This is a genomic window from Snodgrassella sp. W8132 (genome assembly GCF_016100865.1).
GTDB classification, from domain to species: domain Bacteria; phylum Pseudomonadota; class Gammaproteobacteria; order Burkholderiales; family Neisseriaceae; genus Snodgrassella; species Snodgrassella alvi.
This window is the reverse complement of sequence record NZ_JACFRQ010000001.1, coordinates 1197206-1222892: the sequence shown is the minus strand read 5'-3', so window position 1 is coordinate 1222892 and position 25687 is coordinate 1197206. Positions and strand designations below refer to the sequence as shown.

The following is a 25687-nucleotide window of genomic DNA, read 5'->3' as shown; positions in this document are numbered from 1 at the left end:
ATAGCCGAATATTTTGAAACTGATTATTACTTATTAGGATAAATAGTAATCAGTTTCTGTATATTTATATAACATATTTTATATATAAGCAAATTTATAATTAATTTTTTACTTTATTTATATACTGTTGCATATATTTCTGCACAGTATCAACGATTGCCTGTGTCTGAGCATCCACTTCAAGATTGATGCGATCATTTACCTGACAGCGTCCAAATAAAGTCCGGTTCATGGTTTCGGGAATCAGATGAACGTTAAATTCAGTAGCGGTTACCTCGCCGATCGTCAGGCTGCAACCGTTCAGCCCGATAAAACCTTTAGTAAGGATATAAGGGGCTGCACTTTCAGGGAGATTAAACCAGACAGTACGATTATCAGGGGTGTCTTCAATTTTATTAATGGTGGTCGTAGTAAAAATATGACCACTCATAATATGACCGCCAATTTCATCCCCATAGCGTGCAGCCCGTTCAATGTTTACCGCATCACCTACTTGTAGTTGTCCTAAATTGGTTTTGGCCAGACTTTCCGCCATGACATCAAAACATACTTCATCACCTTTAATAGCTGTAATGGTCAGGCAGCAGCCATTATTGGCAATAGAAGCACCGATAGTCAGGTTGTCACAGGCTCCCTCAGGGAGACGTACCTGTATTGTGCGCAATTGTTCATACTCTTGAATAGAGGTAACGGTACCTAAACCGCAGACAATTCCTGTAAACATTTATAATCCCTTTAAACAGATCAGGCAGATTGTGTATGTCCGGTTTTTGCAGCCTTTAACCGGGCTTCTTTGCGAATGGCTCCTTCCTGAAAACGGCGAGCCTCTTCTTCGCTGGCAATACACAGCGGCGGTACAACTGTAGGTTTGCCGTTTTTGTCTACAGCAACCATGCTGAAATAACAGCTATTAGTGTGACGTGCACTGCGATGCTGGATATCCTGTGCTTCCACGCGAATACCAACTTCCATAGAAGTTCGGCCGACATGGTTGACTGACGCATAAAAAGTAACGAGTTCGCCCACGTGAATTGGTTCTTTGAATATTACCTGATCAACTGATAATGTTACTACATATTCGCCAGAATAACGACTGGCGCAGGCATAGGCTACCTGATCCAGTAGCTTGAGTAAATCTCCGCCATGTACATTTCCGTGAAAATTTGCTAATGCCGGAGTCATAAGTACAGACATGGAAAGCTGATGCTGCGCACCTTGCGGTGGTAAAGGTGTAGGTTTCATGGAATAGCCTCTGATGTGTGTTTCTGTGTTAATTATTGTCTTTCTATGAAGACTGGTTGTTATTATAGAATCTATTGATAGTTATAACCAGCGCCGTCTGTAAAAATAAATTAATAAGCTAATAATTATAGTCGCCATAAGGCCGAGTACCACAAAATAACTATAATGCCAGTGTAATTCAGGCATGTTATCAAAATTCATCCCATAGATACCGGTAAGGACATTCAGTGGCATGACGATGATAGTGATAACGGTAAGCATGCGCATTTGTTCATTCAGATGGTTTGACTGATAGGATAAATGCACATCCATCATGCCCATTACAGTATCTCGTGCACTGTCGAGCGTTTCCATTAATTGCTGGGTATGGTCATACACGTCAAGTAAATAAACATGGGTATTCTGACTGAACATGGAAAATTCACCATGTACAATTCGGCCGACAATATCACGGATGGGGGAAAGGGTACGGCGCAGATTGCTGGCATCACGTTTTAACTGGTGGATTAAAATCAGTAAGTTTTTATTACTGTTGCTAAACAGACGTTTGTCTACACCTTCAACCCGATTGTCAAATTCATCTACAGTAACGAAATAATCATCAATGATACGATCCAGCAATGAATACGCCAGAAAATCAATTCCTTTGCGGTAGATATCGCTGTAATTATGCTGAATATATTTACGGATAATATGCAGTAATCCGAGCGGTTCAAACTGGAAAGTAATAATATAATTCTGACCAATGATGATATAAATCTGGTTATATTGCAGTTTTTGTTTTTTATAAACAAAAACTCGTGCGGCTACAAACAGATAATGTCCGTAGTCTTCAATTTTCGGACGCTGCTTGCGACTAAGCATGTCTTCCATGGCCAGTTCATGGATATTAAAAGGCTGTAATAGCTGATGCAGCTGTTCGTTATCAGTAATACCAATCAGGTGAATCCATGTAAGACAGTCTGTATCAGGTGCCGGTATGTTTTTACTGCATATATCGTCGCCGGTGAAGCTATGATTGATTAGTTGCTTTTCTTTAATCCGGATAATAGTCATGGATTGTGCCGGCATGTTGCTGACATTGCTGCGATGTACCAGACTAGGCAGATTATGGGTCTGAGCCAGTTTGTTACTGGAAACATTCGGCGTTGTACTCATGGGACATCCTTGACTGATTTCTGGTTTACATGGCTTTGATTTCTAACTGTAATCCAATTTTCTGCCATAAAACAGATTCCTGCAATAAGACACTGTCAGTAAGCGGATTGTGTTTTAACCATTCTTTACCCAGGCTGATGGTCAGTTTCCTTAACTGTTGGTCATAGTGAATGTCACAATGATTCACCGGTATCTGAATGTCTTGCCGTGCCCGGCAGAACAGTGCAGCCAGCCGTAGTGACAATATACCCAGCCAGAGCATTTCCTGCTGACTGAATTCGGCTATTTTGCGCAGGTCGCCGCGCTGTCCTAATACCATTGTGGCCAGAATATGCTGTTCTTTACGTGAAAAACCGGGCATATCAGCCTGATCGAGAATATAGGCTGCATGCTTATGAAAACCAGTATGGGAAATATCCAGACCAATTTCATGTACCAGCGCAGCCCAGTGTACATATTGCTGCCATTGTTCCGGATGATCAGGAGAGACAGAGGCGGACAGATGATTAAATATCATTTGAGCCAGCACGGCTACCCGTTCTGCCTGGATGGTGTCAACATGATATCGCTGCTGAAAATCAGCTATAGTCTGGTTGCGCATATCATCACCAAGTTGTCGTCCGATCATGTCGTAAAACACACCATCCCGCAGTGCGGCATCGGTTACTGTCATTTCGCTGATATTCAGTTCGGCAAAGGCGGCAATCATTACAGCCAGTCCGCCGGCAAAAACCTCTGTCCGGTCTGATTTTAAGCCTTCCAGTTTGGCTTTTTTGGTGCTTCCGGCTGCAATAATATGATTGGCAATTTTGTGCATTTGTGTTGCGGTAATTGCATCAATGGTTGTGTCGCCGGCTGCAATCACATCGCGAATAGAGCGGGCAGAGCCGGAGGTACCAATAGCGTGATGCCAGCCAATATTTTTGAGTGCGACGGAAATACGCTGAATTTCTGCCCGTGCATTGTTGACTGCGGCCTGAAAATTTTTATGGTGTATTTTACCGCGCGGGAAGAACCGCATACTGTAGGAAACACAGCCAAGATTCAGGCTTTCAGTAATGGCAGGCTGTAAATCCTGTCCGATAACAAATTCAGTAGAGCCGCCACCAATATCTATTACCAGCATGTTTTCACCCTTAGGCGGTAAGGTATGAACCACACCGGTATATATCAGTCTGGCTTCTTCGCGTCCGGCAATAATATCAATCGGAAAACCCAGTCTGGCTTCGGCAAGCGGTATAAACTGGCTGATATTTTTAGCAACGCGAAAAGTATTGGTTGCAACAACTCTTACCTGATCGAGATTGAAACCACGCAGCCTTTCTCCGAATCTGGCCAGACAATCCAATGCGCGTTGCTGAGAATCCTGATCAAGATTTTTTTGTTCGTCCAGTCCTGCTGCCAGTCTTACCATTTCTTTGATGGAATCAATGACCTGTAAATGGCCGTTCTGATTGTGGCAAATCTGGAGACGAAAACTGTTAGAGCCTAGGTCTACAGTAGCGAGCATGTCTTGCGTGGTCATAATAAATATTTTTTTAGTTCAGATAGACACAATGTTACCGTATCCCTACCGTAACTGCCATGAATGGCTGTTTTACAAAATGCTGCCGGCGAAAATGATACACAAGTAACAGTGAATTTTATTTTTGGATAAAAATAAAAGGGGAAATTTGCGATTAAATGTACTTAAGTATTTTGGCAGAGCTGAATACTTTTCACTTTACGCCCAAACAAATATAACCATCCTTTACCAGTTTAGTTTAAAATAAGTGAGATCCATTACACAGACAATAATAATTTTCAAATTACCATGCTTGTTAGTTTTTTTGGAAAATCATGTTTTGAGTAGTATATGAAAATAAAATTATTAATTAATGATATTAGAGGCTTCAAATTAAGCCCCAATAAAGGTGTTAGTTTTTATATTGAAGATGATAATACAAAAATTCTAATGGATTGTGGATCTGAATGGAGTGAGAATTTAACTCTAAATAATATAAATTATATAGTTTTATCACACGGTCATTATGATCATTCTGGTGGAATAAAACATGTAAATATAAATCAGGATGTATTAGAAAAAATAACGCTGATAGCACATCCTGATGCATTAGAAAAAAGATATGCCATCAATCCATTAAAAACTCGATCGGATGGCAGGTTATCTTTGGAAAAATTGAAAACAAAATTTGATATAAAGTTAACAACAGAAGCTATTTGGTTAACAAAAAAAATGGTATTTCTTGGTGATGTTGGTGGATGCAAATTACCCACAGGAATTATTAAAACTGATAATAAAATAAGGTTAGACTATATTAATGATGATTCTAGTTTAGTTTATTGTTCAGAAAAGGGATTAGTCATTATTACCGGATGCAATCATGCTGGTTTGAAGAAACATATAAATAAAGCTATCAGAATAACTGGGGATAAGAGAGTTTATGCAATAGTTGGTGGATTACATTTTAATGGGCTTTCGGTATTAAAATTACCATTCGTGCTTAGAATTTTAAAAAAAACAAATACGACTAATTTTTATACATGTCATTGTACAGGTAAAATTGCAGAAAAAATATTAAATTCAAAAAAAATGTCTACTGGTGATATATTAGAGTTTATATAATCTATATTTTTTGTCTTAATGATAGTGCTGTTATGTTAAAAACTTTAAATATGTGATGGCTTGTTTGTCGACCAATATCATAGAAGAGACATCTGCCCACTTTTTTGGCGAAGATCGCTTAACACTAGGATATTGGTGTACCAGTGAGGTCATAGAAAATGACGGCATGATGTATTACTCTCTCAAAAGAGAATAAATGGGCAAGAAATGGTACAAAGGGTATACTAATCATATTTGCAAAATTGAATATGAAAATTTTTTCATTCTTAAAGACTTAACATTTGCTATTATGCTGACAGATTGCAGAAGTGTATAAAGCTTGAGTCAGTTAAAATCCGGATACAATTCAGACCGCTTTATCCTACAGATAAAGCGGTCTGAGAATCAGCTTGATACTAATATCTTATAGACTGTAATACATTTCAAATTCAAGCGGATGTGGTGCCATACGGATGCGTTTTACATCATCGCTCTTGAATTCAATATAGCTGTCGATCCAGTCCTGACTGAATACGCCGCCACGGGTTAAAAATTCGTGGTCTGCTTTCAGTGCTTCCAGTGCCTCTTCTAAAGAAGCACATACAGTTGGTACCAGAGCATCTTCTTCCGGTGGTAAATCGTACAGATTTTTATCTGAAGGATCACCCGGATGAATTTTATTCTGGATGCCGTCCAGTCCCGCCATTAACAAAGCGGTGAAAGCCAGATAAGGATTAGCGGTTGGATCCGGGAAGCGAGCTTCGATACGGCGGGCTTTTGCACTGGCAACGTACGGAATGCGGATAGAAGCTGAACGGTTTTTGGCAGAGTAGGCCAGTTTGGTCGGGGCTTCAAAATGCGGTACCAGACGTTTGTAAGAGTTGGTTGACGGATTAGTCAGCGCATTCAGTGCTTTAGCATGTTTAATGATACCGCCGATGTAGTATAAAGCCAGATCAGACAAGCCGGCGTAGCCGTCACCGGAAAACAGATTTTGTCCGTCTTTCCAGATAGACTGATGTACATGCATACCGGAACCATTGTCACCCAGAATAGGTTTTGGCATGAAAGTAGCAGTTTTGCCAAAGTTGTGCGCTACATTCTGGATGACATATTTCATATCTTGTGTCCAGTCAGCACGGCGCACCAGTGTATTGAAGCGGGTACCGATTTCCATCTGACCGGCTGTGGCAACTTCGTGGTGATGTACTTCTACCGGAATGCCGATCGCTTCCAGTGTCTGAGTGCAGGCAGAACGTAAATCCTGACCGGAATCAACAGGTGCTACAGGGAAATAGCCGCCTTTAACGCCCGGGCGGTGTCCGGTATTCTGACCGTCATATGATTTACCGCTAGACCATGCGGCTTCTTCAGAATGAATTTTGTAACGGGTACCGCTCATATCGGTTTGCCATTCTACGCCGTCAAACACGAAAAATTCCGGTTCCGGACCAAAGAATGCAGTATCACCGATACCGGTTGATTTCAGATAAGCTTCGGCACGTTTTGCGATGGAGCGCGGATCACGGTCGTAACCCTGACCATTAGCCGGATCGATAACATCACAGGTTAAAACAACTGTGGTGTCATCATAGAAAGGGTCAATAAATGCTGTCGATGCATCTGGTCTCAGAGTCATATCGGAAGCCTGAATTCCTTTCCAGCCGGCGATGGAAGAACCATCAAAAGCCTGACCGTTTTCAAACCATTCTTCAGGGTCTTCCAGCACAATTCTGGCTGGTACGGATACGTGCTGCTGTTTGCCTTTTGTATCGGTAAAGCGCAAATCAATGAATTTGGCATCATTTTCTTCAATCAGGCTAACTACTTTTTTTATTGACATATTTAAGGCTCCCATTAAGGTCTGGAGAGTGACAAACTCTCCGGCAAGTTAAGGTGATTCTGCCACATTCAATTTGTAAAAAAAACGCATTGATGTAAAAAAAGCCGGTTTTTTATAACGGATTAAATTAATTTATTTAAAAACATGTTGTTATATATATCTATTCTGGTTTATATCAGAATTTGTGAACTATCAGATTTAGATATTCACTACAGAAAAATTTAATAAATCAAATATTGTCAGGAAATAAGGAAGAGCCAGGTTGATGTATCAGGCAGAATATTAACGGTAAATAAAAGGCGTTATTTCAAATTTTCTTATGTTATTGATTCGGAATGCTGATATTTGAATCGAATTGTATTGATTTGTTTCAGCCCGTAAGTTATCTATCAACTCATAATTAACGGGCTGAAATGAATAAATATTAATTATTTATTTGATTTTTCCGTATTTTTTCAAAATAGCTAACAGTTGATCCTGCGGTAGTGCCTGAACCAGATTGTGGTCACGACCTTCCATGGTTTCAGCTGCACATAAAGCATTTAATACTGCTTCTTCAACTGCTTCTACTGTAGCAATATAAAGCGGATCAATAATTTCATCACTCAGCATATCAATTTTGCTGATGCCCAGACTGTAAGCATTTTCATTAGCGGTAGAGAAAGCCAGAAAAATGTCGCCGGAACCGTTATCACCATAAGCACCGAGTAAGCCGATGCCAATAGGGACACGTTTGGTGAGTTTACTCAGTTGCCAGGGAAGTAACGGGGCGTCGGTAGCCAGAATCACAATGATAGATCCTGTTCCCGGTTTGGGGGCAAAAGTATTAATTACTGGCATGGTTTCAGGGCCAAATTCATCTTTCAGCGGAATACCGCAAATTTGAAAAGTATCACGCATCCCATGGTTGGCCTGTACCAGTACACCCAGAGTAAATTCACCGGCTTCTGTGCTGACTATACGTGATGCGGTGCCGGTACCGCCTTTGAAATCATGGCAGATCATGCCGGTGCCACCACCGACGTTACCTTCAGCAATGGCACCTGCGTGTGCATTATTTAAAGCCTCAAGTGCATGTTCAGGTCTGATATGAAAACCATTAATGTCGTTTAATAACCCGTCCCATGTTTCGCCCACTACCGGATAAAAATATCCTACGCCGTCTACAGGCTGACCATTGTTAATATATGGAAAATAAAAGTGATTATCTATCATCCATTTGCTGGTGGTATCACGAACAATACCTACGCTGTTAGTATTGGTTGGGCTATTTATTTTTTATGATTTTGATTATTCCAAGTCAACTATATTGTTATACTTATATGAGTAAACTCACATGCAGTTAATTTGTATTTTCTATATCCAACATCTTTAGGAGATTATAATGAATAGAGAAACATTATTTAACTATGCCAAAAAACATTTTCATTCAGAACCTAACTATCTTTGGGAAAATTTACCTAACTATGCAGTATTGCGCCATCATCAGGATGGTGATAAATGGTATGCTATTGTTATGAATGTATCTGGTTCAAAACTTGGACTAAAAGACGATAAAGAGATTGATGTTCTGGATATTAAAGCAAGACCTGAACATATAGGCTCTTTAAGGAAAAAAGAAGGTATTTTGCCTGCATATCATATGAATAAAGAACATTGGATCAGCATTATTCTTTCTGGACATTTATCAGATAAAGAAATATTCGATTTACTGACTGAAAGTTATCACTTAACTTCAAAGTAATTTTAGCCTTAGCCTTAATATATTTGTTTATTTCCTTAAGCATCTATTTTGTTTAATACAAAAAACCGCCAATCAGGCGGTTGATATATTGATTATAACTTTAACGAAATAATTCACGTTTAAAGATATCTAGTATTTCAGCTTCTACATCTTTGAAGCCCTCATTTAGAAAATCTTTTTTAGCAGTAGGGCGCTTAAATTTCATTTTTATAGATGGGTCTGCAACATAAGCCGCGTAATTTGCAGTGTAACCAACTCTACCAGTGATACGAGTGCTATTAATGACGACCTCCCGATATTGTGAGTTAATTAATGTTGATGTGTCTATAGGAGTGTAGATTGCCGCTTGTGTAGCTCCTACAATCATTGACGCGTGCATCGCTCTAACCGCATTTTTTGTTGTTCTGTTTATAGTTTTATCAAAGCTCTTTATGCATCTATCAATGCCCGTTACTTTTATTCCCATATTAGCCCTATTTTATTCTTGTGCAAATAGCCTCTGCTTTTATTCGTAATGCCTCAATATCATCTTCTGAATCATATTGTTCATAATGAGTACCGGACCATGCATTAAACCTGAATCATCCAGCCAGTGCGTGCCGGTTAATTCTCCATTACCGTTTAAATCATGCCTGCCGACGAATACAGCACTGCGTTGTTTACCTCTGGGCAAAATAGCGGTTACGCCAGTACGGGCAAAGGCTGAACCAGGACCTGTATAATCATCTGGTGTACCATAGATAACGGTACTGTAGCCAACTTCAATGCCGCATACATCGGTTATCGCATTGTTTTTGCCAGCGGTGCCGGTTAGAGGAATTCCTAATTCCCGTGCACGTTTCTTAGTCATAATATTTCTCCTTTTTTACATGTATCATGTTGTTTATCTTGATTATATTGTAAAAATCAACTTTTGCAGTATTTTTACAATAGTTGTTTGAAATTACTGGTGGTGTACGGCTGCTGCTCTTTTTTTGCTTTAAGAGCGGTAAGTAATGCCTGATAACGGCTGCGGGTCAGTGGATAACCAATGGCACACAGTGCAGCAATAATACCGGCTAATGCATGAATCCATGTGTTTAATTCCAGAATAGCCTGTTGTGCCAGTGGTGGCTGAATAATGGTTTCCTGACCTGTGGATGATATATATCCATGTTTCTCCAGATAAAAACCAATAAACCAAATGGCCAGTGCACTACCGAATTTTTGTAAGAATGACATCAGGGCTGTAATTGCTCCTTCTCTTCGTTTGTTGTTAATAAAATCATCCAGCTCACTAATGTCGTACATCATGGAATAATATATAGTCCAAAAATAACTATTACCAAGTTGCAGCAGAATTAAAAAAATTATCAGCATAGTTCTGTTAGGAAATCCGCAAAAAAAGAATACGCCTGTGCCTATTGAGCTGATGAGCATAGACAGATAATAGACATTTCTTTTATCAAATTTCTGTGCGGTATAATTTACAGCGGGGAGCCAGGCAAGAGCCAGTAAGCTGTAAATCAAAAAACAGATCGCAGCATCTTTTTCGCTGTATGCCATGTTGTTTAAGAATAAATAATATAAGGCTCCGGTACTGAGCGCGTAAGCAGCCGACCAGAAAAAAACTGATGCGCCAAGAAATTTACTTGATGAAAGACGCCAGATTTCAATCATATTACTGATAACTTCGCGAATAAAAGCCAGAAGCCGGTTTCTGCTGTGTATTCGGCTTGTTTTTTGCCGGACAGGCAGTTCATAACCACGAGTCAGAAACCAGCAGGTGAGTCCGCTCAGTAAAGTCAGAACAGCAAATATCACACTCACGCCGTGCCAGCCGCTGCTGACACTGAATCCATGATCTACAATCCATTTAACAATCAGCGGCGGAGCGCAAGAAGATACAAGAACGGCTGCATTAAGTGCATAACCCGCCCATACCCGAACCGAAGTACGTTCATCAAAGTTATTGGTCATTTCTGCACCTAAAGTGTAGAAAGGTATGACGTAAATTTTGTAAGCAGACCAGAACAGAATGGCAATTATGGTGAAATAAACCGTTTTCTGATTGGTGCTGAGAGATGAAATATCAGTATAGAGCAGTAACAATAGCAGGGTATATGGCAGAATAGCTGCCAGCATTAATGGTCTGCGCCGCCCCCAGTGTGAACAGATATTATCTGAAAACTGACCTACCAGCGGATCAGCTACAGCATCCCAGATAACAGCAATCAGAACAATGGTACCTGCCTGAGCAGCAGGAATGCTGGCAACGTTTGTCAGAAAAAAAAGATAAAAAACATAAAAAAGATTATAGGCAAGTGAATCAGCCATTTGTCCGATGGCATACCCCAGTTTAACGTGTAAGGGTAATTTATTGAATGTGTGAAGAAGTGACAGGCCGGCGAGTATGCATGATTCATCCTGATAAAAACTATATCAATTGGCATTGCAATATGCATTGCATAAAAATTTTTGCTTCAGATGCTGGCCTGATATCAAATTATTTTTTGAACGTGCTGATTGATTAAATGCCAGCTGATTGATAAGTAGTTTTGTGTTTACCTGGATGTAATCAGGTTTTATTACAGCTAATCGATAATCCGAAAATTAAAGAGTAAGCGTGGGTAAATCATACGGTAAATTGAAGTTAAATAAAAATAAATTTTTACAATTGTTGCTAATTGGTCTGGTTTTCAGGCTAAAAAACTAATTTTATTCAGTCAGTAATTTATTTAGTGGCCAGATATGCATGCGTATGAAAGTCAGAGTCTGCTTATCATGAAAGAAAAATTAATGGTTTTATGATAGGGTTTTGCCTTTGACCGGTGTAGTCTGGATAATGGCAACAGTTATTTACATCGCAGAGGGGAGTCAATGAGTATATTTGCAGTATTAGGTAATCCTGTAGCGCATAGTCGTTCTCCGCAAATTCATCAGGCTTTTGCTGCTCAGCACAGTCAAAAGTTAATTTATGAGCGGCGTCTGATTGCTTTAGATGATTTTGCTGCACAAGCCAGAGAATTTTTTAAAGCTGGCGGAACCGGGGCTAATGTTACTGTGCCTTTTAAACATGAGGCTTATATTCTGGCTGATGTGCTGACTGAACGGGCTAAAGCAGCAAAAGCTGTTAATACCTTATTCTGGCGCAACGGACAGTTGCTGGGAGACAATACTGACGGTATCGGTCTGGTGCGGGCAATTGAAGAATTATTGTCTTTTTCTCTGAGTAATAAACATATATTACTGCTGGGAGCGGGTGGAGCAGCATGTGGTGTCATTCAGCCGCTTTTACAGCAACTGCCGGCTTCACTGACCATTGCTAACCGTTCAGTTGAAAAAGCGCAGCTGCTTGCTCAGGAGCATAATGTAAACTGGTGTGCGGTAACGCAGATAAAACCGGAATATGATGTCATTATCAATGCTACCTCAGGTAGTTTACACGGACAGAAATTATCTGTGTCTGCGCCAGTACTGGCAAGAGCGCAACTGGTTTACGATATGATGTATTCGGCAAAGCTCACCCCTTTTTTGCTTCAGGCTCATGAAGCAGGGTGCCGGAATCTGGCTGATGGTCTTGGTATGCTGGTAGCGCAGGCAGCAGCATCATATGCATTGTGGCATGGTTTTAATCCTGATATCCGGCCGGTAACCGAGCAGATACGTAAAGAAATGGAACGGTCATGAAAATCGTGCGTAATTTGTTAATTGTGCTTGTTACGCTGTTTTTGCTGTTTAATGTTTATATTTATGGCAGTCTGTTAATCTATCGGACAGTGGCGCCGCACCGTACCATGTTTATGTTGTTACGTATGCATGAGCTGGCTGAAACCCGTCCGGATACGCAGTTGAATTATCAGTGGGTAGCTTACAACCGTATTTCGCCCAATCTGAAAAAAGCGCTGATTGCCTCAGAAGATGCGCGTTTTGCCGAACATGATGGTTTTGACTGGAATGGTATCCGTACGGCAATTAAAAAAAATGAACGTCAGGGTAATATTAAGGCTGGCGGGTCAACCATCAGTCAGCAGCTGGCTAAAAATCTGTTTTTATCTGAAAGTCGCAGTTACTGGCGTAAGGCAGAAGAAGCAGTGATTACTTCGCTGCTTGAAGCTACAACCAATAAAGACCGGATTTTTGCGATATATCTGAATGTAATTGAGTGGGGATATGGGGTATACGGTGCCGAAGCGGCCAGTGAAACGATTTATGGACGAACCGCCATGCAGTTGTCTCCGCAGCAGGCAGCCAAACTCGCTGCGCGTGTACCCAGACCGCTGTATTACATTGATCATCCGCGAGATAAAGAAATCCGCCGTAAAGCCAATGTTATTTTACGGCGAATGGGTTCTGCACAATTGCCGGATAATGACCAGTAACTGCAAAGAGTATTGGTTAATTACTCACTCCGGATTAACCGCGTCGGCGTAAATCTTCTACTTCATCCAGTAATTGCAGAATCAGTGCAGTGGCACTCGCACTGGCATCAAAATCACGATGAATACGCCATGCGCGGCGGGCAATAGCCATATGGTAGCCACTATAGCGCGCCAATTGCGGTTCTTGTTCAACAGGAATAACGCTTTCAGCAATCAGGCTTAATATCCAGTTACTCTGATTGTCACAGGCACGAACCAGATCATCAAAGCTTAATTCAATATCTTGTTGATTTTTATTCATTCTTCGCTCCTGTTATCAAACATGATTCTGTGGTTTAAAACCGGCGTAATGCGTGGCAAGTGCCTGCCATGCGGCACGGTCTGCTTCGTTACTGGCTTGTGGCAGCACAATATTTATCAGCAGATACAAATCACCGGTTGCTTTTGCCGGTATACCTTTACCTTTCAGGCGCATTTTCTGCCCGTTGTAGCTGTTGGCAGGAATATTGACACTCAGTTTGCCGGCCGGAGTAGTAATATCTGTTTTACCGCCCAATGCAGCAGTCCAGGGAGCAACGTTGATACGCTGGTAAACATCTTTACGGTTCTGGACATATAAATTATCCTGATTACGGAAACTGATTTTTAAATATAAATCTCCGGATGAACCACCGTTAAAACCAGGTAATCCCTGACCGCTAAGCCGGATTTGCTGACCTTCAGTAATCCCTGCCGGAATTTTTACATTGAGTGTTTTACGCTCATAAGCCATTTGCCCCTGAGCATTCAGTGTAGGCATATCCAGGGATAAATTACGCTGTGCTCCCTGATAGGCTGCGGCAATATCAATAACCAGCTCAGCATGCTGGTCTTCTCCGCCTACCGGACCGCTTCGGCGTTGTTGAAAGCCTTGTCTTGCACTGCTGCCGAAAGCAGAGAATAAGTCGTCAAAACGAAAATCGCCATTGCCAAAGGCTCCGTTCTGACCAAAGTGACTTGGGTCAAAATCATACTGCTGATAACTGTAATCACCCTGGCTACCTCCAGCCTGCCGGCTGCTATGCCGGAACGGATTGTCCAGCATTTCATCATATTCAGCCCGTTTTTCCTTATCATGTAAGGTTTCATAAGCAATATTGATTTCACTAGTTTTGGCTACGGCATCAGGATCTTTACTCACGTCAGGGTGATATTTGCGAACTAGTTTACGATAGGCTTTTTTGATATCGTCTTCGCTGGCCTTTCGATCAACACCGAGAATTTCATAATAATTGCGTTCAGCCATATTTTATCCTTTGCTGAAATTTCTATTCGTTTTCAAAATACTATTTAAATCAAAATAAGGTCAAATGATTAAGATTTAAAGTACTTATTTTAGGTAGTAAAAACAATTAATAAAATGTATATTTGTGTTTTAATTATAGATAAATAAAAATGAAATGATTAATTTTTGAAGTCTGAAAGAAATTAAAACTTGATTTGATAATGCGGTAAAGAAAAATTGTAATAATCCAGCTAATATAATATTGATTAGATTAAATAAATTATAAATTGAGATTGAAAATAACAGAATGTGAAATAATTTTATGGGATCAATTTATGATAATTATTTAACATTAAACTATAAATAAAATTCTAAAGAATTAAAACTAAGATAAAAAATAAAGAAAATTTCATTTGTCTGAGTAAAACTGATACTGATAACTTGATTTAGGTTTGGTTGTTTAAAGCAGCGAATAAACAAATTGATTACTCAGTAATAGCGTTTGTATAAAATAAAATTTATTAGTTAATAAATGTCAATTAATGTGCGGAAGTTCAAAAATAATTTCAATTCTGAATTTATTAATAAAAAATAGTTTTTGTTAATGATAATTACGTATTTGGTATTAATATAACTTATTATATTTACTTTTGTTTTATATAATTACCTGTTTTTGGCATAGTAAAAATCATTTACCACATTCTGATAAACTTTCTGTGATGATTTGTTTATTTGTTTTAAATCAGAAAATTGGTGTAAAAATACATTGCTGTTTAGGTATTACGCTGGTACGATTTAAACGAAAATACAGTATGTTGCATCACAATAATATATGCTTTTATTCAACTAAGATTATGCAGATTTATTGTAAGTTATTTGAATTTATTTGTATTTCTTTTAATTAATTTGGTAAAGCATCTGGTTAATAAAGAAAATAATAAATGAAATAGCAACAACATAAAGTGTTTTGTTCATGACTCAATCCCAAATGAAAGAGGATATTGCTATGTCTGCTGACTTCCATGATCAAGATATCGATCCGATTGAAACCCAGGAATGGCTGGATTCACTCAGCTCGGTGCTGAAAGAAGAGGGACCTGAACGTGCGCATTATTTAATGGAAAGCCTGGTGCGCTATATCCGCCGCCGAGGCATTTATATGCCGTTCAGTGCCACAACAGCCTATCTGAATACTATTCCTGTTGGTAAAGAAAAAAAATCACCGGGTAATCATGAATTAGAGCACCGAATCCGATCACTGGTGCGCTGGAATGCAGCAGCACTGGTATTAAATGCCAGCAAAAAGAATCTTGAGCTGGGCGGGCATATTGCCAGCTTTCAGTCTTGTGCTACTTTATATGATGTTGGTTTCAATCACTTCTGGCATGGTAAAACAGATAATCAGGAAGGCGATCTGGTATTTTTCCAGGGTCATAGTGCACCTGGTTTCTATGCACGTGCATTTGTTGAAGGCCGCTTAACTGAAGAACAGATGAGTAATTTCCGTCAGGAAGTACATGGTAATGGTCTGTCTTCTTATCCGCATCCGTGGCTGATGCCTGACTTCTGGCAGTTCCCGACAGTATCTATGGGTCTGGGACCAATTCAGGGTATTTATCAGGCCCGTTTGCTGAAATATCTGGAATCCCGTGGTCTGGCGAAAACTCAGGGCCGTAAAGTATGGGTATTCTGTGGTGACGGCGAAATGGATGAGCCGGAAAGTCAGGGCGCAATTGCACTGGCTGCCCGTGATGGTCTGGATAATCTGATTTTTGTTGTTAACTGTAACTTGCAGCGTCTGGACGGGCCGGTACGCGGTAACGGTAAAATTATTCAGGAATTGGAAGGCAATTTCCGCGGTGCCGGCTGGAATGTACTGAAAGTAATCTGGGGCAGTAAGTGGGATGCACTGCTGGCTCAGGATAAAGATAATTTGCTGAAAAAACGCATGGAAGAATGTGTTGACGGTGATTATCAGATGTATAAATCACAGAATGGCGCATATGTGCGCGAACATTTCTTCAATACGCCTGAACTGAAAGCCATGGTGGCTAATATGTCAGACGATGAAATCTGGTCACTGAACCGCGGTGGTCACGATCCGCATAAGGTGTATGCCGCTTACTATGAAGCTGTTAATAATCCGGATGGCCGTCCGACTGTAATTCTGGCCAAAACCATTAAAGGTTATGGTATGGGTGCTTCTGGTGAGGCACAGAATACTGCTCACCAGGCTAAGAAAATGGATATGAAATCTTTGAAACAGTTCCGTGATCGTTTCCAGATTCCGGTAACTGATGAAGAGATGGAGCATACTCTGCCATTCTTCCGTCTGCCTGAAGACAGCGAAGAAATGAAATACATGAAAGAGCGCCGTGCTCAGCTGGGTGGTTTCCTGCCTTACCGTCATCCTGATTCTGAGCAACTGACAATTCCGCCATTAAGTGAATTTGAAGCTCAGTTGCAGGATAGCGGAGACCGTGAATTCTCTACAACAATGGCCTTCGTACGTATTCTGAGTACACTGCTTAAAGATAAAAATATCGGCAAGCGGATTGTGCCGATTGTGCCGGATGAAAGCCGTACATTCGGTATGGAAGGTTTGTTCCGTCAGTATGCTATCTGGAATCCAAAAGGTCAGATTTACACCCCGCAGGATCACGACCAGCTGATGTTCTATAAAGAATCTAAAAATGGTCAGATTTTCCAGGAAGGTATTAATGAGCCGGGTGCAATGAGCTCATGGATTGCTGCTGCAACAAGCTATTCCAATAATGATTGCCCGCTAATCCCATTCTATATTTATTATTCAATGTTTGGTTTCCAGCGTATCGGCGATCTGGCCTGGGCTGCCGGTGATCAGCGTGCCCGCGGCTTTATGCTGGGTGGTACTTCCGGCCGTACAACTCTGAACGGTGAAGGCTTGCAGCATCAGGATGGTCACAGCCATATTCAGGCTGAGCTGATTCCGAACTGCATTTCCTATGACCCGTCCTTCTCTTATGAAGTTGCTGTCATTATTCAGCATGGTCTGCAGCGCATGTATGTAGATCGTGAAGATGTGTTCTATTACATCACTCTGATGAACCAGAACTATAAACATCCGGCTATGCCGCAGCGTGAGGGAATCGAACAGCAGATTCTGAAAGGTATGTATCTGTTGCAGGAAGGTAGCAGCGGTAAACTGAAAGTGCAGTTAATGGGTTCCGGTGTTATTTTGCAGGAAGTGATTGCTGCAGCAGAATTGCTGAAACAGGATTTCGATGTTGATGCCAATATCTGGAGTGTGACTTCATTTAACGAACTGTACCGTGATGGTATTGATATCGAACGCTACAACCGTCTGCATCCGACCGATACTCAGAAAGTACCTTATGTGACTCAATTACTGTCTGGTCATGAAGGTCCGATTGTGGCTTCAACCGATTATGTACGTCACTTTGCTGACCGTATTCGTGCTTATGTACCACAGGATGTGTTCACAGTTCTGGGTACAGATGGCTTTGGTCGCAGTGATTCCCGTGACAATTTGCGTGAGTTCTTTGAAATCAACCGTTACCACGTGGCTGTAGCTGCTCTGAATGGTCTGGCTGATGAAGGCAAGATCAGTAAACAGGTGGTACAGGATGCCATCAATAAATATGGTATCAAGGCTGATGTAGAACCGAGCTGGGCACGTTAATAAACCCAATGCCTGAAGTTCATTCGGATTTCAGGCAGGTTTTGCTGGCTGTGCAAGCTAATGATTGTCGGACGCAGGCTTAAGCCTGCTGTCATCAAAGGACATAATGATGAGTCAGATTGTAGAAATAAAAGTGCCTGATATCGGTAATTATACCGGTGTCGATGTTATTGACGTGGCGGTCAAAGTTGGCGATAGCATTGCGGTAGACGATACCCTGATTACGCTTGAAACAGATAAAGCCACTATGGACGTTCCTGCTGATAAGGCTGGTGTGGTGAAAGAAGTCTTGGTTAAAGTAGGTGATAAAGTATCTGAAGGTAATGTGATTGTGAAAGTAGAAACTTCTGCTGCCGCAAGTGCATCTTCATCTGCTGGTACCACTACTGAAGCTCCGGTTAAGGCAACAACTACCGAAGCAGCCGGTACAGCTGCTCAGTCTGTTGCTGTGAACGTACCGGACATCGGTAATTTCTCGAATGTTGATGTAATTGAAGTAGATATTAAGGTTGGTGATGATGTGGCTGTTGATCAGACACTGGTTACCCTGGAAACTGATAAAGCGACGATGGATGTACCGTCTACTGTTGCCGGTAAAGTAACGGCTGTACATGTAAAAGTTGGCGATAAAGTATCAGAAGGAAGTGCTCTGATTGAAGTGTCTGTTGCTCCGGCAAGTGCTGCTGCACCGTTAACACCGGAACAAAAAGAAGCTTCTGAAATCAAAAAACAGGTTGCTGCCACACCATCTGCTGAAAATAATGAATTACGTGCCGAAATTAAAAGCCACGTGCCTCAGGCTTTTGGCAGCTCTGATATTGATGAGAAAGGTTTTGAAAAAGCCCATGCCAGCCCGTCTGTACGCAAACTGGCTCGTGAACTTGGCGTAGATTTAGGACGTGTGAGTGGTAGTGGACGTAAAGGGCGCATTACCCCTGTTGATCTGCGTGAATTTGTTAAATCGGTTATGCAGAAGGTTGAGCAGGGTGGTAGTGGTGCTTCTCTCGGAGGCGGGCTGGATTTATTGCCATGGCCTAAAGTAGATTTCAGCAAATTTGGTGAAATTGAAGTTAAAGAACTGTCACGAATCAAGAAAATCTCCGGTCAGAATCTGGCTCGTAACTGGGTAATGATTCCTCATGTTACCTTGCATGAAGATGCAGACATGACAGATCTGGAAGCTTTCCGTAAACAGCTGAATAAAGAATGGGAGCGTGCAGGTATTAAAGTATCTCCGCTGGCTTTCATTATTCTGGCCTGCGTGAAAGCATTACAGGAATTCCCTGAATTTAATTCTTCGCTTGATGGTGATAACCTGATTCTGAAGAAATACATTCATATCGGCTTTGCCGCTGATACGCCGAATGGTCTGGTTGTGCCGGTTATTAAAAACGCTGACCAGAAAGGTCTGAAAGAAATCACGCAAGAACTGGCTGATATGAGTAAGCGTGCCCGTGAAGGCAAGCTGAAACCTCAGGAAATGCAAGGCGCTTCTTTCACCATTTCTTCTTTAGGCGGTATTGGCGGTACAGGCTTTACGCCTATTGTTAATGCACCGGAAGTGGCTATTCTGGGCGTTTGTAAATCACAGATCAAACCGACCTGGAATGGTAAGGAATTTGAGCCGAGCTTACAATGCCCGCTGTCTCTGTCTTTTGACCACCGTGTGATTGATGGTGCGGCCGGTATGCGTTTTCTGGTATTTATCAGCCAGCTGCTGGCTGATTTCCGCCGCGTATCTCTGTAAGTTTTTAAATAACAGGCTGCCTGAAAACAGATTGGTTTCTGGCAGCCTGTATACATGAAATACAGGCAATTACTGTTGTATCTGATGCAACAGTCAGGCAAAAGGTAAGACCATGAGCTTAATTGAATTGAAAGTACCGGATATCGGCAATTATAAAGATGTCGATATTATTGCGGTAGAAATCAAACCGGGCGATACCGTTGCGGTAGATGACACACTGATTACGCTGGAAACAGATAAAGCCACGATGGATGTACCGGCAGAAACAGCCGGTGTGGTGAAAGAGGTTAAAGTTAAAGTTGGTGATAAAATTTCTGAAGGTGGTGTGATTGCAGTAGTAGAAGCTGCAGCTAAACCTGCAGCAAGTGCTCCTGCAGCTGAAAGTGCACCGATAGCAGCACCTCAGGCAGCCAGTTACTCCGGCAGCAGTGATGCTGAGTACGATGTTGTTGTACTTGGCGGCGGCCCGGGTGGGTATTCTGCAGCTTTTGCCGCAGCTGATGAAGGCCTGAAAGTTGCCATCGTGGAACGTTATGCAACTTTGGGCGGTGTTTGTTTGAATGTTGGTTGCATTCCATCCAAAGCTTTACTGCATAATGCAGCTGTAATCGATGAAGTTAAAGAACTGAAAGCCAATGGTATTGAGTATCCGGCACCAAAAATTGATATCGACCAGTTGCGCAGCTACAAGGAAAAAGTAGTAGCGAGAATGACCGGCGGTCTGGCCGGCATGGCTAAAACCCGTAAAGTTGATATTATTCGCGGTAATGGTCGTTATATTGATCCGCATCATATTGAAGTCAAACTGACTTCAGGTGAAGGACGTGTTGAAACCGGTGAAACCAGAACACTGGCTTTTAAAAATACCATTATTGCTGCCGGCAGTCGCGTAGTTAATTTACCGTTTATTCCTGAAGATCCGCGCATTGTTGATTCAACAGGCGCTCTGGCACTGAAATTTGTGCCGGAAAAAATGCTGATAATCGGCGGCGGTATTATTGGTCTGGAAATGGGTACAGTGTACAGCACACTGGGCGCACGTCTGGATGTGGTAGAAATGATGGATGGTCTGATGCAGGGTGCTGACCGTGATATGGTCAGAATCTGGCAGAAGAAAAACGAACATCGTTTTGATAATATTATGCTGAATACCAAAACCACAGCTGTTGAAGCTAAAGAAGATGGTATTTACGTGACATTTGAAGGCGCTAAAGCTCCGACACAGCCGCAACGCTATGATCTGGTTCTGGTTGCGGCCGGTCGTGCACCCAATGGCAAACTGATAGGCGCAGAAAACGCTGGAGTGGCCGTTACAGAACGCGGATTTATTAATGTAGATAAGCAGATGCGTACTAATGTACCGCATATTTTTGCCATAGGTGATATTGTGGGTCAGCCGATGTTAGCGCATAAAGCTGTACATGAAGCCCATGTGGCTGCTGAAAATTGTGCCAGTCATCAGGCGTATTTTGATGCACGTGTTATCCCCGGAGTGGCTTATACCAATCCGGAAGTTGCATGGGTAGGCATGACAGAAGATCAAGCGAAAAAAGACGGGGTAAAAATCACTAAATCTGTATTCCCTTGGGCTGCTTCCGGCCGTGCTGTAGCCAATGGTTGCAGTGAGGGTGCAACTAAGCTGATTTTTGACGCCGACAGTGGACTGATAATCGGCGGTGCAATTGTTGGTCCGAGTGCTGGCGATATGATTGGTGAAATCTGTCTGGCTATTGAAATGGGTTGTGATGCAGATGATATCGGTCGCACCATCCATCCTCATCCGACGCTGGGTGAATCAATAGGTATGGCGGCTGAAGTCGCTATGGGTACGTGTACTGATCTGCCACCACAGCGTAAAAAGTAAGAACTAAAATTCTTATGTCACAAGCTGTCCGATTTTTCCGGACAGCTTTTTTATTGGAAAAAGGGTAAATTCGGAAACAATTGATTAAATCAGCTGGTTAAATTGAATAATATTTGCAAAAAAATATCAGTATCTGATACGTAAGTTACATTTAGACATTCCAGTACTGCGCTTATTCAGCTATTATCAAAATAAATATGCTGATAAATCACTATCCGTGTATTGCTGTGAGCTTATATTTTTATTAATCAGTATGAGTGTAATTGAATGAATATGAACAGCAAAACCTCTTCTGGTATTGCCCCCTGGATTATAGGAGGGTTGGTACTGCTGGCAACCATCGGTCTATTTGTAGGGCTAAAACCGATTTTAATGCCTTTTGCCGCAGCCGGAGTACTGGCCTATATTTTAAATCCGCTGGTAGTAAAACTGCATAGTCTAAAAATTTCCCGCTCGCTGGCAGCAATGCTGGTGATGTTTCTGGGACTGAGTGTTATTGTGATTTTGCTGCTGATTGTGATACCGATGCTGATTAATTTGCTGGACAGTATTTATGAGAAACTGCCCGCATTTCTTGACTGGGTGCATCACCGGCTTGTTCCATGGCTTAATCAGACATTTCATATCCGTATCCGCTGGGATGCGGATTATATGTCCAAGTATGTAGCACAATGGATTCAAACTCATAATGCCAGTATTAAAGATGCCGCTTCCAAAGTTTTACCTGTAGTATGGCAGCATAGCAGTGGTATGGTAGAGTGGGTGACCAATCTGCTGTTACTGCCTTTTCTTTTATATTATTTTCTGCTGGACTGGAATCGCTGGACCTCCGGTATCCGGCATCTGATTCCGCGCCGTGCCTTACCTACTTATAATCGTATCGCTACCAATATGGATACGGTACTGGGCGAATTCCTTCGCGGCGAACTGCTGGTAATGGTAATTATGGGCATGGTTTATGGTCTGGGGCTGGCATTGGTAGGGCTGGAATCCGGATTTGCCATAGGTATGATTGCCGGTTTGCTGGTGTTTGTACCTTATCTGGGTGCTTTTACCGGTTTGCTGCTGGCCACGCTGGCAGCATTGTTGCAGTTTGATGGCTGGACAGGACTGTTACTTGTCTGGGGTGTGTTTGCCATTGGTCAGTTTCTGGAAAGTTTCTTCGTCACTCCGAAAATTGTAGGCGACAGAATTGGTCTGTCTCCGTTCTGGGTTATTTTCTCATTGATGGCATTCGGGCAGTTACTTGGTTTTGTCGGTATGCTGCTGGCGTTACCACTGGCTGCAATATGTCTGGTATTGATTCGGGAAGGAACTCAGGCGTACTGGAGAAGTGATTATTTCCGCAAATTGCCGGAAAATAGCATAATCAAGGATGAAAAAACACAGCAGGACAGGTAATCTTGGCTTCTTGTTTTTATATGTTGCCTGCTGAAAAAACAACACCGGTACTTGCATTTATGCTGTGAAGTCATTAAAATTCTGCGTTTCATGATTTGTATATGTATGTTAGGAGATATTGATGGCCAATAGTGCACAATCTCGTAAGCGCGCCCGTCAGGCACTGAAACAACGTGCCCATAACGCTAGCTTGCGTACCGCTTTTCGCACTGCGGTTAAAAAAGTATTGAAAGCCGTTGAAGCTGGTGATAAAGCAGCTGCTCAGGTTACCTATAGCGAGAGCGTTAAAGTGATTGATCGCATTGCTGATAAAGGTGTTTTCCATAAAAATAAAGCTGCACGTCATAAAAGCCGTCTGGCTGCCAAAATCAAGGCTATGGCTGCTTAAGCTGATTTTTGTCATTGCATGAGACGATTCTCATGATTGCTATTATCACGAGGCTGTTCCCATTGTGGGCAGCCTTATGTTCTATCTTTGCCTATTATAATCCTGCCGTTTTTATTCCTCTGAAATCTTATATTTCTGAAATGTTGATGCTGGTGATGCTATCCATGGGCATGACGCTGAGAATTGAGGATTTTACCCGGGTATTGAAGCGGCCGGCGCCTATTGCGGCAGGTATTGGTCTGCATTATCTGATTATGCCACTGGCCGCATGGCTGATTGCCAGATTGCTGAACATGTCGCCAGAATTGCAGGCAGGAATGGTGCTGGTAGGGTGTGTGGCCAGTGGTACTGCTTCGAATGTGATGGTGTTTTTATCCAAAGGTGATGTTGCACTGTCTGTCACAATCAGTGCCTTGTCTACTGTAGTGGGCATTTTTGCTACACCACTATTGGCAAAACTTTATATAGCAGCATCAATTGAAGTACCTGTCGTAAATATGCTCAGGGAAATTTTGCTGATTGTTGCCTTACCTATTGCTATAGGGGTAAGCATTAATTATTTTGCGCCGAAACTGGTAAAAAAAATTATACCTTCACTGCCACTGATAACGATGTGTATGATTATTATTGTGCTATCAACTGTGGTGTCATTAAGCAGCGATAAAATTGGAATAAAGACGGTAATTGTTGTTATTGGTGTGATTTTGCATAATGCTTTAGGGCTGATTGGCGGTTACTGGGGGGGACGGTTGTTTGGTTTTGATAAATCCATCTGTCGCACACTGGCTCTGGAAGTAGGGATGCAGAATTCTGGTCTGGCAGCAGTATTGGGATCTAACTTTTTTGGTTCTATGGCTGCTTTACCGGGCGCAATATTTTCATTATGGCATAATATTTCCGGTTCATTTCTCGCCAGCTATTGGTCGGGAAAGCCTACAGGTACAAGTAACGACCATGTGAAACGTGAAGATGTTAGTTTACATTAATTAATTTGATATACCAAAAAGCCCGGTTATTAGTCCGGGCTTTTTTATTGAATAATGCTTTGCTGAATTAAGTGTACAGGTATTGATTTTGTATGTATATAGACGAAATTTTGTATTTTTAGGATGTGCAGTCAGTACCTGGCATTATAATCAGTATTCATCTTCGTCAGGCAGCGAAGTATCAGCCCACGCCTGGCGGATAGCTGAGTGAATAATATCCATACTAAAACCGCGGTAAGCAAGAAAATGCATACATTTATGTTTTTCTTTTAAGTCAGCGGGAGGCTGACGATATTTTTTTTGCAAAACAGCTATAGCATTATTTATCTGTTGTTCTCTGTCTGGTAAATAATCTGCAATCAGAGCTGCATCCACACCTTTTTGCTTCAGGCTTTGCTCTAAACGCAGATTACCATGCAGCCGGCTTTTACTATTGATATAAGTTTCCGTATATCGCTCATCTGATTGCCAGTGCTTTTGTGCCAGTTCATCCAGTAATGCTTCAAGATTGTCGTTTTCATCTGCATAAGGATGCAGTTTACGTGCCAGCTCAGCTCTGCTGATTTCCCGCCGTGCCAGTAGGGCAATGGCACGGGCACGTAAACTGATTTTTTGCTTCATGCACGGATTTCGCTGTTAGCATGATGACGTATGCCATCATCAATCTGAGGCAGATGATCAACAATAATGTCCGGTTTAGTCTGTGTGTTTTTTGCCAGCTGTGCCATATCTGCATAACCCCATGTGACGCCACAGCTTAAAGCTCCGGCTGCTTTAGCTGCCAGAATATCATTAGCAGAGTCACCAACCATCAGTAAATTTCCGACGGGTACGCCTAATACTTCTGCTGTGTGCAATAAAGGCATAGGAGAGGGTTTTTTTTCAGCCAGTGTATCACCACCCACAACCAAACTGAATGAATCAGCCAATCCAAGCTCACATAATAATTCCACTGCCAGAATTTCATTTTTATTTGTGATTACTGCTAAAGGCAAACCACGGGCACGGAATAATGCCAGTGCGGTTTCTACTTCAGGATAGGGGCGGGTGTGAACACTCAAATGAGTACGGTAATAGGAAATAAAAGCAGTAAATCCCTGTGTCCAGATTGTTTCATCCACCAGACCGTCCCGATCACCACTGAGAGCCCGGTGTACAAGGCTGGATAAACCGTCACCTACATAGGTAGTCAGTTCAGATTCTGGCAGTGGTGACAGTCCTAGTTCCGCGCGCATATGATTGGCAGCAGCACATAAATCGGCGATTGAATCGACCAGGGTACCATCCAGATCGAATGCTATGGCATGAATATCATTCCATTTCATGATTGGCTTATTGATTGGGTAAAAGACATGTTTATTTTATCATGTTCAAATAACCAGTAAGGCTGCCGGTAGCAGTA

Annotated in this window: 23 protein-coding genes; 10 read left to right on the top strand and 13 right to left on the bottom strand. The window is 41.8% G+C overall.

From position 1 onward, the window contains the following. Positions 1-100: 100 nt before the first annotated feature. The 4 genes from H3U82_RS05455 to ppx form a co-directional block, all read right to left on the bottom strand. Positions 101-724: a riboflavin synthase subunit alpha gene (locus tag H3U82_RS05455; protein ID WP_198209574.1), complete on the bottom strand. Its 624-nt coding sequence runs from the start codon at positions 722-724 to the stop codon at positions 101-103. A 20-nt stretch (positions 725-744) separates the two neighbouring features. Continuing rightward, complete coding sequence (locus H3U82_RS05450) at positions 745-1242, bottom strand: acyl-CoA thioesterase (RefSeq protein ID WP_198209572.1); 498 nt, start codon at positions 1240-1242, stop codon at positions 745-747. 81 nt (positions 1243-1323) lie between these two features. Next, the gene (gene corA / locus H3U82_RS05445; protein WP_084549883.1) at positions 1324-2400 is read right to left on the bottom strand and encodes a magnesium/cobalt transporter CorA; all 1077 of its coding nucleotides are present in this window, start codon (positions 2398-2400) and stop codon (positions 1324-1326) included. Positions 2401-2425: 25 nt separating this feature from the next. Continuing rightward, positions 2426-3925, bottom strand: a complete 1500-nt coding sequence (gene ppx, locus H3U82_RS05440; RefSeq protein ID WP_198209571.1) for an exopolyphosphatase — start codon at positions 3923-3925, stop codon at positions 2426-2428. A 330-nt stretch (positions 3926-4255) separates the two neighbouring features. Between ppx and H3U82_RS05435 the strand changes: the two genes are divergently transcribed. Further along, positions 4256-5026, top strand: a complete 771-nt coding sequence (locus H3U82_RS05435; protein ID WP_198209570.1) for an MBL fold metallo-hydrolase — start codon at positions 4256-4258, stop codon at positions 5024-5026. 403 nt (positions 5027-5429) lie between these two features. Here the strand turns inward: H3U82_RS05435 and glnA are convergent, their stop codons facing one another. Both glnA and H3U82_RS05425 read right to left on the bottom strand, forming a co-directional pair. Next, positions 5430-6848 carry a type I glutamate--ammonia ligase gene (glnA, locus tag H3U82_RS05430; RefSeq protein ID WP_025330382.1) on the bottom strand — a complete coding sequence of 473 codons (1419 nt, stop codon included), beginning with the start codon at positions 6846-6848 and terminating at the stop codon, positions 5430-5432. Positions 6849-7280: 432 nt separating this feature from the next. Beyond that, complete coding sequence (locus tag H3U82_RS05425) at positions 7281-8123, bottom strand: P1 family peptidase (RefSeq protein ID WP_198209990.1); 843 nt, start codon at positions 8121-8123, stop codon at positions 7281-7283. A gap of 109 nt (positions 8124-8232) precedes the next feature. On the opposite strand from H3U82_RS05425, the gene H3U82_RS05420 reads away from it, so the two are divergent. Further along, on the top strand, positions 8233-8592 hold the full coding sequence (locus H3U82_RS05420) for an MmcQ/YjbR family DNA-binding protein (RefSeq protein WP_037489287.1): 360 nt from the start codon (positions 8233-8235) through the stop codon (positions 8590-8592). Between the two features lie 100 nt (positions 8593-8692). Here the strand turns inward: H3U82_RS05420 and H3U82_RS05415 are convergent, their stop codons facing one another. The 3 genes from H3U82_RS05415 to H3U82_RS05405 form a co-directional block, all read right to left on the bottom strand. Next, positions 8693-9058, bottom strand: coding sequence for a hypothetical protein (locus H3U82_RS05415; protein WP_198209569.1), 366 nt, complete (start codon positions 9056-9058; stop codon positions 8693-8695). A 39-nt stretch (positions 9059-9097) separates the two neighbouring features. Next, positions 9098-9442 (bottom strand): P1 family peptidase, encoded by a 345-nt coding sequence (locus tag H3U82_RS05410; RefSeq protein WP_198209568.1) that lies wholly within the window; start codon positions 9440-9442, stop codon positions 9098-9100. Between the two features lie 74 nt (positions 9443-9516). Then, complete coding sequence (locus tag H3U82_RS05405) at positions 9517-10917, bottom strand: MFS transporter (RefSeq protein ID WP_370524559.1); 1401 nt, start codon at positions 10915-10917, stop codon at positions 9517-9519. Between the two features lie 534 nt (positions 10918-11451). On the opposite strand from H3U82_RS05405, the gene aroE reads away from it, so the two are divergent. Next, complete coding sequence (gene aroE / locus H3U82_RS05400) at positions 11452-12261, top strand: shikimate dehydrogenase (protein ID WP_084563911.1); 810 nt, start codon at positions 11452-11454, stop codon at positions 12259-12261. Next, positions 12258-12953 carry a monofunctional biosynthetic peptidoglycan transglycosylase gene (gene mtgA, locus H3U82_RS05395; RefSeq protein ID WP_198209565.1) on the top strand — a complete coding sequence of 232 codons (696 nt, stop codon included), beginning with the start codon at positions 12258-12260 and terminating at the stop codon, positions 12951-12953. The genes aroE and mtgA overlap by 4 nt, the downstream gene beginning before the upstream one ends. Positions 12954-12987: 34 nt before the next feature. Here the strand turns inward: mtgA and H3U82_RS05390 are convergent, their stop codons facing one another. Both H3U82_RS05390 and H3U82_RS05385 read right to left on the bottom strand, forming a co-directional pair. Beyond that, on the bottom strand, positions 12988-13254 hold the full coding sequence (locus tag H3U82_RS05390) for a chaperone modulator CbpM (RefSeq protein WP_078475325.1): 267 nt from the start codon (positions 13252-13254) through the stop codon (positions 12988-12990). 15 nt (positions 13255-13269) lie between these two features. Further along, entirely contained in the window at positions 13270-14238 is a 969-nt protein-coding gene (locus H3U82_RS05385; protein WP_198209563.1) for a DnaJ C-terminal domain-containing protein, read from the bottom strand. A gap of 952 nt (positions 14239-15190) precedes the next feature. On the opposite strand from H3U82_RS05385, the gene aceE reads away from it, so the two are divergent. The 6 genes from aceE (at position 15191) to H3U82_RS05355 (ending at position 24285) form a co-directional block, all read left to right on the top strand. Continuing rightward, positions 15191-17899: a pyruvate dehydrogenase (acetyl-transferring), homodimeric type gene (aceE, locus tag H3U82_RS05380; protein ID WP_370524438.1), complete on the top strand. Its 2709-nt coding sequence runs from the start codon at positions 15191-15193 to the stop codon at positions 17897-17899. 109 nt (positions 17900-18008) lie between these two features. Continuing rightward, positions 18009-19646 (top strand): dihydrolipoyllysine-residue acetyltransferase, encoded by a 1638-nt coding sequence (aceF, locus tag H3U82_RS05375; RefSeq protein ID WP_198209561.1) that lies wholly within the window; start codon positions 18009-18011, stop codon positions 19644-19646. Between the two features lie 112 nt (positions 19647-19758). Continuing rightward, entirely contained in the window at positions 19759-21510 is a 1752-nt protein-coding gene (lpdA, locus tag H3U82_RS05370) for a dihydrolipoyl dehydrogenase (RefSeq protein WP_198209559.1), read from the top strand. Positions 21511-21783: 273 nt separating this feature from the next. Beyond that, positions 21784-22911, top strand: a complete 1128-nt coding sequence (locus H3U82_RS05365) for an AI-2E family transporter (protein WP_198209557.1) — start codon at positions 21784-21786, stop codon at positions 22909-22911. A 121-nt stretch (positions 22912-23032) separates the two neighbouring features. Further along, positions 23033-23299 carry a 30S ribosomal protein S20 gene (gene rpsT / locus H3U82_RS05360; RefSeq protein WP_025330392.1) on the top strand — a complete coding sequence of 89 codons (267 nt, stop codon included), beginning with the start codon at positions 23033-23035 and terminating at the stop codon, positions 23297-23299. A gap of 32 nt (positions 23300-23331) precedes the next feature. Continuing rightward, positions 23332-24285 carry a bile acid:sodium symporter family protein gene (locus H3U82_RS05355; RefSeq protein ID WP_198209555.1) on the top strand — a complete coding sequence of 318 codons (954 nt, stop codon included), beginning with the start codon at positions 23332-23334 and terminating at the stop codon, positions 24283-24285. A gap of 150 nt (positions 24286-24435) precedes the next feature. Here H3U82_RS05355 and recX read toward each other — a convergent pair whose 3' ends face one another. Together recX and H3U82_RS05345 are read right to left on the bottom strand one after the other, a co-directional pair. Continuing rightward, positions 24436-24906, bottom strand: coding sequence for a recombination regulator RecX (recX, locus tag H3U82_RS05350; protein WP_084547443.1), 471 nt, complete (start codon positions 24904-24906; stop codon positions 24436-24438). After that, the gene (locus H3U82_RS05345) at positions 24903-25610 is read right to left on the bottom strand and encodes a phosphoglycolate phosphatase (RefSeq protein WP_084562610.1); all 708 of its coding nucleotides are present in this window, start codon (positions 25608-25610) and stop codon (positions 24903-24905) included. Before H3U82_RS05345 ends, recX begins: the two co-directional genes overlap by 4 nt. Between the last annotated feature and the right edge of the window lie 77 nt (positions 25611-25687).

Bases quoted from the DNA above. Each gene is read 5' to 3' on its own strand.
- H3U82_RS05455 (WP_198209574.1), bottom strand. From the start codon at position 724: ATGTTTACAGGAATTGTCTGCGGTTTAGGTACCGTTACCTCTATTCAA.
- H3U82_RS05450 (WP_198209572.1), bottom strand. From the start codon at position 1,242: ATGAAACCTACACCTTTACCACCGCAAGGTGCGCAGCATCAGCTTTCC.
- corA (WP_084549883.1), bottom strand. From the start codon at position 2,400: ATGAGTACAACGCCGAATGTTTCCAGTAACAAACTGGCTCAGACCCAT.
- ppx (WP_198209571.1), bottom strand. From the start codon at position 3,925: ATGACCACGCAAGACATGCTCGCTACTGTAGACCTAGGCTCTAACAGT.
- H3U82_RS05435 (WP_198209570.1), top strand. From the start codon at position 4,256: ATGAAAATAAAATTATTAATTAATGATATTAGAGGCTTCAAATTAAGC.
- glnA (WP_025330382.1), bottom strand. From the start codon at position 6,848: ATGTCAATAAAAAAAGTAGTTAGCCTGATTGAAGAAAATGATGCCAAA.
- H3U82_RS05420 (WP_037489287.1), top strand. From the start codon at position 8,233: ATGAATAGAGAAACATTATTTAACTATGCCAAAAAACATTTTCATTCA.
- H3U82_RS05415 (WP_198209569.1), bottom strand. From the start codon at position 9,058: ATGGGAATAAAAGTAACGGGCATTGATAGATGCATAAAGAGCTTTGAT.
- H3U82_RS05410 (WP_198209568.1), bottom strand. From the start codon at position 9,442: ATGACTAAGAAACGTGCACGGGAATTAGGAATTCCTCTAACCGGCACC.
- aroE (WP_084563911.1), top strand. From the start codon at position 11,452: ATGAGTATATTTGCAGTATTAGGTAATCCTGTAGCGCATAGTCGTTCT.
- mtgA (WP_198209565.1), top strand. From the start codon at position 12,258: ATGAAAATCGTGCGTAATTTGTTAATTGTGCTTGTTACGCTGTTTTTG.
- H3U82_RS05390 (WP_078475325.1), bottom strand. From the start codon at position 13,254: ATGAATAAAAATCAACAAGATATTGAATTAAGCTTTGATGATCTGGTT.
- H3U82_RS05385 (WP_198209563.1), bottom strand. From the start codon at position 14,238: ATGGCTGAACGCAATTATTATGAAATTCTCGGTGTTGATCGAAAGGCC.
- aceE (WP_370524438.1), top strand. From the start codon at position 15,191: ATGACTCAATCCCAAATGAAAGAGGATATTGCTATGTCTGCTGACTTC.
- aceF (WP_198209561.1), top strand. From the start codon at position 18,009: ATGAGTCAGATTGTAGAAATAAAAGTGCCTGATATCGGTAATTATACC.
- lpdA (WP_198209559.1), top strand. From the start codon at position 19,759: ATGAGCTTAATTGAATTGAAAGTACCGGATATCGGCAATTATAAAGAT.
- H3U82_RS05365 (WP_198209557.1), top strand. From the start codon at position 21,784: ATGAACAGCAAAACCTCTTCTGGTATTGCCCCCTGGATTATAGGAGGG.
- rpsT (WP_025330392.1), top strand. From the start codon at position 23,033: ATGGCCAATAGTGCACAATCTCGTAAGCGCGCCCGTCAGGCACTGAAA.
- H3U82_RS05355 (WP_198209555.1), top strand. From the start codon at position 23,332: ATGATTGCTATTATCACGAGGCTGTTCCCATTGTGGGCAGCCTTATGT.
- recX (WP_084547443.1), bottom strand. From the start codon at position 24,906: ATGAAGCAAAAAATCAGTTTACGTGCCCGTGCCATTGCCCTACTGGCA.
- H3U82_RS05345 (WP_084562610.1), bottom strand. From the start codon at position 25,610: ATGAAATGGAATGATATTCATGCCATAGCATTCGATCTGGATGGTACC.